The following is a 13019-nucleotide window of genomic DNA, read 5'->3' as shown; positions in this document are numbered from 1 at the left end:
AGGAAGCCGCTTTGTTTGCAAGTCTATATTCAAAATAACGGTTCAAATAATGAACCACATCCAGAGCGTATGGGACAGGCCATTCGGCCGGCAAGCCAACCGGTTTGCAAACAGGAGGGACAAATGTCAGCAGTTTCGGAAGCGGCGCCGGCCAACAGGCTGCGCAAGAACAGTCTCGGCGTCGGCGCCATCACCTTCATGGTGATCTCGGCCGCCGCCCCGCTCACGGCGGTCGCCGGCGGCACGCCGCTCGGCATGCTGATGGGGAACGGCGCCGGCTTTGCCGGCACCTATCTGATCGTCACGGTGCTGCTGCTTCTTTTCGCGGTCGGCTATGTCGCCATGTCGCGCCATGTTGGCAACGCCGGCGCCTTCTATGCCTACGCCGCGCGCGGCCTGGGCGGCCTTGCCGGCGGCGCCACGGCGCTGATCGCCATCCTGTCCTACAATGCCATGCAGATCGGCGTCATGGGCCTGCTGGGTGCGGCGACCTCCGGGCTGTTCGCCAGCTGGGGCATCAACCTTCCCTGGTGGGTGTGGAGTTTCATCGCCATCGCCATCGTCGCCGTGCTCGGTTACCGCCAGGTCGACCTGTCGGCCAAGATCCTGACGGTGCTGGTGCTGTGCGAATATGCCGTGGTGCTGATCCTCGACCTGGTGATCCTCAGGACCGGCGGCGACAGCGGCCTCTCGGCGGCCCCGTTCAGCTGGAGCCAGATCACCTCGGGCGCGCCGGCGATCGCCATCCTGTTCTGTTTCGCCGCCTTCATCGGCTTCGAGGCGACGACGATCTATGCCGAGGAAGCCCGTGACCCCAAGGTCACCATTCCGCGCGCCACCTATTTCTCGGTGCTGCTGATCGGCGTCTTCTACATGGTCACCGCCTGGCTGATGGCGGTGGGTGCCGGCGTCGACAAACTGCTGCCGGCGCTGCAGGACCTGCAGGACCCGACCACCTTCCTGTTCGGCCTCTCCGACCGTTATGCGGGAACGCTGCTCACGCATGCGATGAGCATCCTGTTCGTGTCGAGCCTGTTTGCCGGCGTGCTGGCGTTCCACAATGCCGTTGCCCGCTACATCTATGTCTCCGGCCGCGAGAGGCTGTTGCCGCAGGCGATCGGCGTGACGCATTCGGCGCACCAGAGCCCGCATGTCGCTTCGGTGATCCAGAGCGTGCTGGCGGCTGTCGTCGTCGGGCTGTTCGCCGTGCTCGGGCTCGATCCGGTGCTGGCGCTGTTCTCGTGGCTGACCAATGTTGCGACGCTCGGCGTCATCGTCATGATGGCGGTCGCCTCGCTCGCCGTGGTGATGTACTTCCGCGCCAACCCGTCGGCCCAGGAGAACGCGCTCAAGACCACGATCCTGCCCGGGCTGACCTTCATCGCCTTCGTCGTCATCATCTACCTGATCGTCATCAATTTCGGCAGCCTGTCGGGGGCCGGCGGCTTCCTCGGTGCGTTCCTGCCGGGGCTGGTGCTGATCGCCGGCGTGGTGGGCCTGCTGCTGGCAGGCGCGTTGAAGAGCCGCGATCCGGTGGCCTTCGACAATCTCGGCGTACCGCTCAAGGATTGAGCGAGATATCAGGGCGGCGTATCACGCCGCCCCGCAGACTCTCCTGAAGTGAGAATATAATGATCAGTCAAAGTGCCATCGACACACTGCGCAAGGCGGAGATCGGCGCGCGCGGCCTGTTCATCGATGGCGCCCAAGCGGAGGCGGCAAGCGGCGCGAGCCTGCTGGTGATTTCGCCGATCGACGGCCGGCCTTTCGCCAGCATCGCCGACGGCAATGCAGCCGACATCGACCGCGCCGTGCGCTCGGCACGCAAGGCGTTCGAGAAGGGTTCATGGTCGCGCGCTGCCCCCGCTTTCCGCAAGAAGGTGCTGACCAGGCTCGCCGAGCTGATCGAAAGACACGTCGACGAGCTGGCCGTGCTCGGCGTGCGCGACAACGGCACCGAGATCGGCATGGCCTACAAGGCCGAGCCGCTGTCGGCGGCCGGCACCATCCGCTACTACGCCGAGGCGATCGACAAGGTCTATGGCGAGATCGCGCCGACCGCCGACAACGTGCTTGGGCTGATCCACAAGGAGCCGCTCGGCGTCGTCGGCGTCATCGTTCCCTGGAACTTCCCGTTGATGATCGGCGCCTGGAAGATCGCGCCGGCGCTGGCCGCCGGCAATTGCGTGGTGGTCAAGCCGCCGGAGATCGCCTCGCTGACGCTGCTGCGGCTGGCCGAACTGGCTGCCGAAGCCGGGCTGCCCGCCGGCGTGCTCAATGTCGTGACCGGCAGGGGCGCGGTCACCGGCGAGGCGCTCGGCCTGCATGGGGATGTCGACGCCATCGCCTTCACCGGCTCGGGACCGGTCGGCCGCCGCCTACTCGAATACTCCGCCCGTTCCAATCTGAAGCGCGTCTTCCTCGAACTCGGCGGCAAGTCACCCAACATCGTCTTTGCCGACGCGCCGGACCTGAAACAGGCGGCTGTCGTCTCGGCCAACGGCATCTTCCGCAATTCCGGCCAGGTCTGCGTCGCCGGCTCGCGGCTGCTTGTCCAGGCCTCCGTCTATGACCGTTTCATGGACGAACTGCTCTCGGCGACCACGAGGCTGAAGGTCGGCGATCCGCTCGATCTCGCAAGCGATGTCGGCGCGGTGTCGAGCGCGGAGCAGTTGGACAAGAATCTCGGTTTCGTCGCCATGGCCACTGAAGAAGGCGCAAGGCTGGTCACCGGCGGCGAACGGATCCTGGCCGAGACCGGCGGCAGCTATATGGCGCCGACGATCTTCGAGAACGTGACGCAGGACATGCAGCTTGCCCGCGAAGAGGTGTTCGGGCCGGTGCTCGGCGTGATGCGCTTCGAGACCGAGGAGGAAGCGGTGCGGCTTGCCAACTCGACGGTCTACGGGCTTGCCTCGGCGGTGTGGACATCAAACCTCTCCACCGCGCACCGCATGGTGCGGGCCATCCATGCCGGCGTTGTCCACGTCAACACCTATGGCGGCGCCGACGTCACCGTGCCGCTCGGCGGCGTCAAGCAATCCGGCTTCGGCCGCGACAAGTCGCTGCACGCGCTGGAGAAGTATCTCGAACTGAAGACCGCCTGGATCTCGCTTTGAGGGGCCGCCGGGTTCGCTGAAAACCTCGCCGCTTCTGACGCCCGCCGGATCGCTCCGCAACCGTTGCGGTCGATCCTGGGCGTCTTTACTCCCTTCTTCAAAATTTTTGAGAGAATATTCCCGGCTTCAAGGGAGAATGGCGAAAGGCGTTCTTTGATAAAATCGATAGAATTTCTGACGATGTGAACAAGGCTAGGCAATCCGCCTTGCTGCCATGACTTCACAACCGCAGAGATCAATCATGTCCGACCTCAACAACACTTTGTCCTCTTCCCCAAGGTCAACCCTGAACCGCCGCAGTGGCCTGGCTCTGCTGTTCGCATCGGCCGTCGCGATAGGCAGCCTGATGGCGCCGCATGCCTCCTTCGCCGAGGACAAGAAGGCGATCAAGGTCGGCATCATCAGCGGCGAGGACGAGGACGTCTGGCGCGTCGTGGTCGCTCAAGCCGCCGAGAAGGGCCTGAGCATCGAGACGGTGGTGTTCAACGACTATACCCAGCCCAACGAGGCGCTGGAGCGCGGCGAGATCGACGCCAACGCCTTCCAGCACCAGCCCTATCTCGACAACCAGATCAAGACGCAGGGCTACCATATCGTGCGCGTCGGCTATACCGGCGTGTGGCCGATCGGCCTGTATTCCAAGAAGTACAAAGCGGTCGCCGACTTGCCCCAGGGTGCTGTCATCGGCGTGCCCAACGACCCGTCCAATGAAGGCCGGGCGCTGCGCGTGCTGCAGAATGAGGGCGTGATCAAGCTGAAGGACGGCACCGGCATCCTGGCCACCACCGCCGACATCGCCGAAAACCCCAAGAAGGTCGAGATCAAGGAACTCGACGCCGGCATCGTCGGCCGCTCGGTCGAGGACCTCGACGCAGCCGTGGTCAACACCGACTGGGCGCTGAAAAGCGGCTTGACACCGGAAAACCGCATCGCCCAGGAGCCGATCGCAGACAATCCGTACCGCAACTTCATTGCGGTCAAGGTCGGCAACGAGAACGAGGCCTGGGTGAAGACGCTGGTGGCGTCCTACCAGAACGAGGCGGTCAAAGCCGAGTTCGACAAGGTCTACAAGGGCACCGGCCTCAGCGCCTATTGAGCAATCCGGGCACGAAAGTGTCTGCTTTGACAAGAAAAGCGGTCCGCGCAACGCGCGGGCCGCAATCCTGTTTCGGGATCCGCGTATGAACCAGCATGTGACCGCAGCCATCGAGAACACGAACGACGCCGATGCACCGGCGCAGGACGTGGTGCGTCTTGTCGAGCTGAAGCGCCGCTTCGGCGCGACGGCGGCGCTCGACGGCATTTCCCTGACGGTGCGCAAGGGGGAGATCCTCGGCATCATCGGCCGCAGCGGCGCCGGCAAATCGACGCTGATCCGCTGCCTCAACGGGTTGGAGCGGCCCGATTCCGGCGAGGTGTTCATCGAGGGCCGCGAAATCAGCCGGCTCGGCGAGCGCGACCTGCAGCCGCTGCGGCGGCGCATCGGCATGATCTTCCAGCATTTCAACCTGCTGTCGGCCAAGACGGTCGAGGATAATGTGGCGCTGCCGCTGAAGATCGAGGGCCGGCCAAAGGCCGAACGGCTGAAGCGGGCGGCGGAACTGCTCGATCTCGTCGGCCTGTCGGAAAAGGCGAAAGCCTATCCGGCGTCACTGTCGGGCGGCCAGAAGCAGCGCGTCGGCATCGCCCGGGCGCTGGCCTCGCGGCCGGCGCTGCTTCTGTCGGACGAAGCGACGTCAGCGCTCGACCCAGAGACGACGCGGTCCATCCTCGCCTTGCTCAAGGACATCAACCGGCAGCTTGGCCTGACCATCCTTTTGATCACCCACGAGATGGAGGTGATCCGCTCGATCGCCGACCGGGTGGCGGTGATCGACGCCGGACGCATCGTCGAGGAAGGGCCAGTCTGGTCTGTGTTCGCCGATCCACGGTCCGAGATCACAAGACGCCTGCTCGGCGCGATCCGGCCGCAACTGCCGCCGGAGCTGGCGGCGCGGCTGCTGCCCGCGGGTGGCACCGAAACGATCTTGCGCGTCGACGTTGCGGGCGAGCCTGCGCGCGGGCCGCTGCTGTCCGACCTTGCGAGAACCGTGCCCGGTGCCTTCCGGCTCGTCCATGGCGGCATCGACCATATCCAGCGAGAGCCGGTGGGGACGCTGTTCCTCTCCATCCCTGGCGGCGATGCGGGTCATCTCGCCGAGGTGATCGCTTTCCTGGAATCCCGCCAGGCGCGGGTGGAGGTGCTTGGCCATGTCGCCGATCCTGTTTGAGCTTCTGCTGCGGTCGATCTGGGAGACGGTGCTGATGACGGCCGCCTCCGGCCTAATCTCGCTGGTGTTCGGCCTGCCGCTCGGCCTGGCGCTGATCGCCACCGAACGCGGCGGCATTGCCGAAAGCCTGTGGGTGAATCGCGTGCTCGGCGCCGTCATCAACGGCTTCCGCTCGGTGCCGTTCATCATCCTTCTGGTGGCGCTGATCCCGGTGACGCGGCTGATCGTCGGCACTTCGATCGGCACCTGGGCGGCCATCGTGCCGCTGTCGATCGCCGCCACGCCCTACTATGCGCGGATTGCCGAAGTGTCGTTGCGCGAGGTCGACCACGGGCTGATCGAGGCCGCCCGCGCCATGGGCGGCAACCGCTGGACGATCATCCGCGAGGTGCTGGTGCCCGAGGCCCTGCCCGGCATCGTCGCCGGCTTCACGGTGACGCTGGTGACGCTGGTCGGCGCCTCCGCGATGGCCGGCGCCATCGGCGCCGGCGGCCTCGGCGACCTCGCCATCCGCTATGGCTATCAGCGGTTTGAAACCTCGGTGATGGTGGCGGTGGTGATCGTGCTGATCATCCTGGTCTGCGGCATCCAGTGGGTGGGCGATCGGCTGGTGGCGCGGCTCGACCGGCGAGGGTGAGGCGCCTGAATATTCAGGTTCGGCCGAACCTTCTGACTAAACAATCTTAGCGTTGGCGCCGCCCCTCACTGTCCTGCCGGACATCTCTCCCCGTAGAACGGGGAGAGAGAAGCCGGCCGTGACGCCGGCGCCCCTCTTGCAACGCCGATGATTGGCGAAATCGGCGACGGAGCGCCCCTCTCCCCGTCACTATACGGGGAGAGGATGCCGGCAGGCAGGTGAGGGGCAGCGCGGAGGATTGGCCGCTATGGCGCTGTGGGACGCGCACACACCAGGTTAGCCCCTCAACCTCGCCCCCTCCGGATCGAAGAACGGCATCGGCGCCACCACAGCGCGCACGGGCTGGCCGTCGATGGCGATGCTGAGTTCGGTGCCCACAGCCGTGAAGGGCAGCCGCAGATGCGCGGTGGCCAGCACCTTGCCGAGGGAATAGCCATGGTCGCTATAGGTGACCACGCCGACATCCCTGCCATCGGCCAGCACCCTGGCATCGGTCGCGGCCGGCTTGTCGCCGTCGAGGATCAGGCCGGTCCAGCGCTCGTCGAGGCCCTTGTCGCGGATCTTGAGCAGCGCCTCGCGTCCGATGAAATCGCCCTTGTCGAACTTGATCCAGCGGTCGAGGCCGACATGGAACGGCGTGCGGCTCTCGTCCATGTCGATGCCATGGGCGGGATAGGCCTTCTCCAGCCCGAGCGTGAACATAGCCAGCACGCCATAAGGTTTCAGGCCGAAAGCCTGGCCAGTCCGCATCAGCGCATCCCAGACCGAGGTCGCCTCGTCCGCCGGCACGAACAGTTCGAAGCCGAGTTCGCCGGTCACGCCTGTGCGCGAAATCATGACCTTGGTTTCGCCGACGCGACCCGAGGTGAACGCCCAGCGCTTCAACCCATCGAGATCGGCATCCACGACCAGCGCCTTCAGGAGTTCGCGCGAACGCGGACCCTGGATGGTCGGGAAGGCGACCGCCGCCGTGATGTCGGTGACATAGGCCTTGCGCCCCTCAGCATGATGCTGGAGCCAAGGCAGCATCTTCAGGCGGTTGACCGAGCCGGTCACCAGCATGAAATGCTCCGGCCCCAGCCGGAACACGGTGAGGTCGTCCATGATGCCGCCATCCTCGCGGCAGACGGTGGAGTACCGGACATTGCCCGGTTTCATCGCCGCGGCGTCGTTGACGATGACATGGTTGACCAGCGCCTCGGCGTCCGGACCCTTGATGTCCATCTTGCCCATGGTGCTGAGGTCCTGCACGCCGACATTGGCGCGGGTGTTCAGGTGCTCGTCGGCAATGCCGGAATAGTATTTGGCCGAGATGAAATCGCCGCCGACCCGGCCCATGGTCGCGCCCAGCCCGACGATGCTGCTGTAGAAAGGGGAACGCCGCTCAGCCAAGATAGTCAAGCAGCGCCGGTGGCGATGGTGAGGGCGACGGAAGCGGCAAGCACGAAACGACCCAAAAGACGCATGTTCGAGATCTCCGTTGACCGGATAAATCTACGGGCTTTCATGCTCCCGGCGGAGACGGAAACGACACGTCATGCGGCGATCACGGCGCGGGGCGGCTCATCCGAGTTTGGTCAGCTTCCTTGTGCCTCGATCCCGAACAGATGCTTGGCTTGCTCAGCTGTATAATAGCCAAGCTGGACATCCTGAGCGACCAGTTTCGGGTCGCGCTCACGCGGATCGCCATAGCCGCCGCCGCCCGGCGTGCCGACGCGCACGCGGTCGCCGGCCTTGAGCGGGATGTCCTGCTCCTTGGAGAGGTGCGGCGGTATGTGTTCTTCGCCATCGCGGAAGACGGTCACGCTGTTGGGCTCACCATCCCCACCGCCGAGCGCGCCCTGCGGGCCGAAACGGCCGTGATCCATGACGAAGGAGGCGCGCGCCTCGCCGCGCAGGATCTCGACCTCGTAGGCGAGGCCGAAACCGCCGCGATGCTTGCCGGCGCCACCCGAGCCTTCGCGCAAGGCATAGTGCCGGTAGAGCACGGGAAAAGCCTGCTCCATGATCTCGACCGGCGGCGATTTCGAAATGCCGATGGTCGAGCAGCCATTGGTGAGGCCGTCATGGCCCGAATTGCCGCCATAGCCGCCGCCGGAGATCTGGTACATGACATAGTCGCGGCCGCGCGCGGGGTCGCTGCCGCCCAAGGCGAAGTTGCCGCTGGAGCCGGCGGGAGCCGCCGTCACCTTGTTGGGCAGCGCCTGCACCATGGCGGCGAACACCGCCTCGGCGATGCGCTGCGAGACCTCGGCGGCGCAACCCGAGACCGGGCGCGGATACTTTGCGTCCAGGAAGGTGCCTTCCGGCCGCTTGACCTCGAGTGGCTCGAAGGCGCCGGCGCTGATCGGCACATCCGGGAAGATATGGCGCATGGCGAGATAGACCGACGACAAGGTCGTCGCCAGCACGCTGTTCATCGGCCCAGCGCAGGGCTTTGATGAGCCCGTGAAATCGAAGGTCAGCCTATCGCCCTGTTTCTCGACGGCGAGCGCGATGGTCAGCGGTTCGTTGACCACCCCGTCGGAATCGACGAAGGCCTTGGAGCGATAGGTGCCGTCGGGAATGGCCGCGATGTTGGCGCGCATCTGCTCGGCGGCGCGTCGGCGCAGTTCGGCGATCGCCTCGACAACGGTTTCGTCTCCGTAACGATCCAGGATTTCCATGAGCCGGTCCTGGCCGATCAGCAACGCGGCGGCCTGTGCCCTGATGTCGCCGATGCGCTGGTCGGCAACCCGGATGTTGGAACAGATGATGGCGTAGATTTCGGGATCGAGCACGCCCTTCTTGAACAGCTTTACCGGCGGCAGCCGCAGGCCTTCCTGTTCGACGGCGGTTGCGGACGCGGAGAAGCCGCCCGGCACGGAACCGCCGATATCAGGCCAATGGCCGGTGTTGGACAACCAGCAGAAGATCTTTTCACCGCGATAGACCGGCATGGCGAAGCGCACATCCATCAGATGCGTGCCGCCGAGATAGGGATCGTTGACGATGTAGATGTCGCCGGGTTCGGGCGGCAGGCAGCGGCCGTCGGCGATCATCTCGATCACCGTCCTGGTCGAATATTGCATGACGCCGACGAACACAGGCAGGCCCTGGCTGCCTTGGGCGATCAGCGAGCCATCGACGGCCGAATAGATGCCGTCCGAGCGATCATTCGCCTCGGCGATGACGGGCGAGAAGGCGGCGCGGGAAAAGGTCAGGTCCATCTCGTCGCAGACCTGCTGCAAGGCGGCCTGGAGAACCGAAAGCGTGATGGCGTCGAGACCGGTCATTGCTCAGTAATCCTCATGGCAGGGGCCGGACATGGAAGGCCTGAGACGTCGCGCCGCCCCTCATTGTCCTGCCGGACATTTCTCCCCGTATGGTGACGGGGAGAAAGACGCCGTCGCCGATGATTTCGCTCACCTTCAACGTCGCATGAAAAGCGCCGAGGCCGCAGCTGCATCCTTCTCCCCGTCACTATACGGGGAGAAGTGCCCGGCAGGGCAGCGCGAGGCCGACTGTAAAAGGACAGAAAACTAACAGACGAATTTCCCATCATTCCTTGCCCACATCGATGATGATGTTGCCGTCGGCGTCGCAGCGCGCGCGGTCGCCGGGTTCGAGCACGGTGGTGGCGTCCATCTGTTCGAGGATCGCCGGCCCTTCGATGACCGCATCGAGCGGCAGCTTTTCCCTGATGTACACCGGCGTGTCGTGCCAGCGTCCGCCATACCAGACCGGCCGGATTTCGCGCCGCGCCTCTTCCAGCGTCTTTGCCCGCCCGGCCGGGTCGATCAGGCGTGACAAGTCGATCGTCGGGCGCATCCCGGTGACCGAGGTGTTGAGGTTGACGAGGTTGGCGCGGATTTCGGGCAGCTCGACCTTGAAGCGAGCGAAATAGGCTTTCTCGAACAGGCCCTGCAATGCAGCTCGCGTCACCGAGGAGGACGGCAACGGCACGTTGATGATGTGGGTCTGGCCGACGAACTGCATGTCCGCGGAGTGGGTGACGCGGATCGTTGCCGGCTTCACCGCTTCCTTGGCGATCAGTTCCTCGCCTTCGTTCCGGTGCCGTTCCAATACTTGGTGGAGCCGGCTTTCATCAAGCAGGGCCACTGGCTGGTTGATGGTGTTGACGAAGTCGTGGCGCAGATCGGCGACGACGCAGCCGAGCGCATTGGTGATGCCGGGACGTGCCGGCACCAGCACTTTGGGCAGGCCGAGTTCGCGGGCGAGCGCCGTCGCATGCAGCGGCCCGGCGCCGCCGAAGGCGAACAGCGCGAAATCGCGGGGATCGTGGCCGCGCGATACGGATACCATGCGGATGGCGCCGGCCATCTTCATATTGCCGAGCCTGAGCACCGCGCCAGCCGCTTCGACGCCGGAGAGGCCGGTCGACTTGCCGATCCGGTCCTCGAAAATGCCAGTCACGCGCTCCGCTGTGACCGGATTGTCGACGGCCAGCAATTTCTTCGGCGCCAGCCGGCCGAGCACCAGATTGGCGTCGGTGATCGTCGGCTCGGTGCCGCCGCGGCCATAGCAGATCGGGCCGGGATTGGCGCCCGCGCTTTCCGGGCCGATCTGGATCAGACCGGCCGCGTCGACGCGAGCGATCGAGCCGCCGCCGGCGCCAACCGTATGCACCGCCACCATTGGCACATGGATCGGCATGGCATATTCGATCTCGATCTCATTCGAGACCGCCGGCTCGGCGTTGCGGATCAGCGCCACGTCGGTCGAAGTACCGCCCATATCGTAGGTGACAAGGTTTTCGAAGCCGGCGCGCTTGCCCGTATAGGCGGCGGCGATGACGCCGGAGGCAGGCCCCGACATCACGGTCTTTGCCGATTCACGTGTGACGAAGCGGGCCGATATCATGCCGCCATTGCCATTCATGATCAGGAAGTCTCGGGCATAGCCCTTGTCGGCCAATTCCTTGCGCAGCCGCTCGACATAGCGCTCCAGGATCGGCTGCACCGAGGCATTGACCGAGGCGGTTACCCCGCGCTCGAATTCGCGTGCCTCCGACAGCAGCGCGTGGCCGGTGGTGATGTAGCCGTTCGGCCAGAACTCGGCGGCGATTTCGGCCGCCCGCCGCTCATGTGACGGGTTGGCGTAGGAATGCAGGAAGTGGATGACGAGGGATTCGCAACCGGCGCCGATCAGCGCCTGCACGGCATCGCGCATTTCGGCCTCGTCGAGCGGCGTTCGGATAGCACCTGATGCCTCGACGCGTTCGGACACCTCCAGCCGCAAATTGCGCGGGATGACCGGAACGAAGGTGCCCGTCATGCCATAGGGTTGCGGCCGCGTGCGCCGGCCAAGCTCGATCACATCGCGAAAACCGCGCGTGGTGATCATGCCGGTCCTGGCCAGGCGGCGCTCCAGCACCGCATTGGTGGTGGTGGTCGTGCCGTGCACGATGAGATCGATGCCGTCGATCGGAAAGCCGGTGGCGCCAAGCGCCGAAACCACGCCAAAGGCCTGGTTGTCGACCGTGGTCGGGGTCTTGGCCAGATACACCTTGCCGCCGTCCTTGCCGTCGATCAGCAGCAGGTCGGTGAAGGTTCCGCCGACATCGATGCCGGCGACGACGCTGCCCAGGGAATCCGGCGGCTGCACCGAAAAATTCTCTTTCATTGTCGAAACCCGAAATGCTGGGACTACGGATATGCCGCAGTTTGGAAAGGTGTTTTACGGCGGCATCTTGACGCAAATATCGTTTGTATACTAATAAATTCTCGACACAAGAGCTTACCGCCTCGCAGTGTGTGCAAGGCACGCCGGAACCTGAATGGTTCGGGCGCGCACGGGAAAGTTTGGCGCCCGCGTCTGTAATTGGGCGAGAAGGTTGGAATTGATGAACACCACGCCCGCGTTCAATACCGCTGAAGCCCGCCCGCTGCAGTTTCCGATTCCGGCCAATGTCTATGCCGAAACCGTCGTCTCGGTGAAGCACTATACCGACCGGCTGTTCTCGTTCCGGATCACCCGTCCGCAGTCGCTGCGCTTCCGCTCGGGCGAGTTCGTGATGATCGGCCTGCCCAATGCCGAGAAGCCGGTGTACCGCGCCTACTCCGTCGCCAGCCCGGCCTGGGACGAAGAGCTGGAATTCTTCTCGATCAAGGTGCCGGACGGCCCGCTGACCTCGGAACTGCAGAAGATCCAGGTCGGCGACACCGTGATCATGCGCCAGAAGTCGACCGGCACGCTGGTCGTCGACGCGCTGACCCCGGCCAAGCGGCTGTTCATGATCTCGACCGGCACCGGCATCGCGCCCTTCGCCAGCCTGCTGCGCGACCCCGACACCTACGAGAAATTCGATCAGCTGATCCTGACCCATACCTGCCGCGACAATGCCGAGCTGATCTATGGCCAGGAACTGGTGGCGGCACTGGAAAGCGACCCGCTGATCGGCGAGCTGACCGCCGGCCGTGTCACGCTCTACAATTCGACGACACGCGAAGAGTCGGCGCGCATGGGCCGCATCACCGCGCTGATCGGCTCCGGCAAGTTCTACAGCGATCTCGGCATCGAGAAGCTCAATCCGGAAACCGACCGCATCATGATCTGCGGCTCGATGCACATGCTGAAGGACGTCAAGGAGCTGGCCGAAAGCCTCGGCTTCCAGGAAGGGTCGCTCAGCCACCCCTCGAGCTTCGTCGTCGAACGCGCCTTCGTCGGCTGAGGCGCTCCTGGCGTCGGAGATTGGCCGAGACGCCCATCCCTTCGTCATACTCGGGCTTGACCCGAGTATCCATGCCGTGTCCTCTGGCGCAGAGTGCAACGGTGCAAAATTCTGTAGCCGCCGCAACGCCTTAGCGTAACGGCATGGATTCTAGGGTCTGCGCGCTTCGCTCCGCTCCTTGCTCCGCCCTAGAATGATGGGTGGACGGCCCCTTGCGGCATCGAATGTGCCAAGCTGGTCGTGTTGAAACACCAGCGGAGGAGACCGTCCGTCATGCAAGCTATCAGATTTGGAATCGATCTGGCCAAGAATGTGTTTCA

The 13019-nt window shown here is 64.6% G+C and carries 9 protein-coding genes; 6 read left to right on the top strand and 3 right to left on the bottom strand.

The window, feature by feature from the left end:
* The first annotated feature begins 123 nt into the window (after positions 1 to 123).
* From EN804_RS28960 to EN804_RS28940, 5 genes are all read left to right on the top strand, one after another.
* Complete coding sequence (locus EN804_RS28960; RefSeq protein ID WP_135921838.1) at positions 124 to 1572, top strand: APC family permease; 1449 nt, start codon at positions 124 to 126, stop codon at positions 1570 to 1572.
* 59 nt (positions 1573 to 1631) lie between these two features.
* Entirely contained in the window at positions 1632 to 3119 is a 1488-nt protein-coding gene (locus EN804_RS28955; RefSeq protein WP_135921837.1) for an aldehyde dehydrogenase, read from the top strand.
* A gap of 241 nt (positions 3120 to 3360) precedes the next feature.
* A complete protein-coding gene (locus EN804_RS28950) occupies positions 3361 to 4215 on the top strand; it encodes a MetQ/NlpA family lipoprotein (RefSeq protein ID WP_135921836.1) in 855 nt (284 codons plus the stop codon).
* Between the two features lie 85 nt (positions 4216 to 4300).
* Complete coding sequence (locus tag EN804_RS28945) at positions 4301 to 5389, top strand: methionine ABC transporter ATP-binding protein (RefSeq protein ID WP_135921835.1); 1089 nt, start codon at positions 4301 to 4303, stop codon at positions 5387 to 5389.
* On the top strand, positions 5370 to 6026 hold the full coding sequence (locus tag EN804_RS28940) for a methionine ABC transporter permease (protein ID WP_135921834.1): 657 nt from the start codon (positions 5370 to 5372) through the stop codon (positions 6024 to 6026). Before EN804_RS28945 ends, EN804_RS28940 begins: the two co-directional genes overlap by 20 nt.
* Before the next feature lie 276 nt (positions 6027 to 6302).
* Here EN804_RS28940 and EN804_RS28930 read toward each other — a convergent pair whose 3' ends face one another.
* From EN804_RS28930 to EN804_RS28915, 3 genes are all read right to left on the bottom strand, one after another.
* A complete protein-coding gene (locus tag EN804_RS28930; RefSeq protein ID WP_135921887.1) occupies positions 6303 to 7418 on the bottom strand; it encodes an aminomethyltransferase family protein in 1116 nt (371 codons plus the stop codon).
* 185 nt (positions 7419 to 7603) lie between these two features.
* Complete coding sequence (locus EN804_RS28925; protein WP_135921833.1) at positions 7604 to 9301, bottom strand: hydantoinase B/oxoprolinase family protein; 1698 nt, start codon at positions 9299 to 9301, stop codon at positions 7604 to 7606.
* A gap of 265 nt (positions 9302 to 9566) precedes the next feature.
* A complete protein-coding gene (locus EN804_RS28915; protein WP_135921832.1) occupies positions 9567 to 11651 on the bottom strand; it encodes a hydantoinase/oxoprolinase family protein in 2085 nt (694 codons plus the stop codon).
* Between the two features lie 220 nt (positions 11652 to 11871).
* Between EN804_RS28915 and EN804_RS28910 the strand changes: the two genes are divergently transcribed.
* Complete coding sequence (locus tag EN804_RS28910) at positions 11872 to 12699, top strand: ferredoxin--NADP reductase (RefSeq protein ID WP_127275363.1); 828 nt, start codon at positions 11872 to 11874, stop codon at positions 12697 to 12699.
* The last annotated feature ends 320 nt before the right edge of the window (positions 12700 to 13019 follow it).

Source organism: Mesorhizobium sp. M8A.F.Ca.ET.161.01.1.1 (genome assembly GCF_004792105.1).
GTDB lineage: Bacteria > Pseudomonadota > Alphaproteobacteria > Rhizobiales > Rhizobiaceae > Mesorhizobium.
Note: the sequence above shows the minus strand (reverse complement) of the source record. Positions and strands in the feature narration are given on the sequence as shown.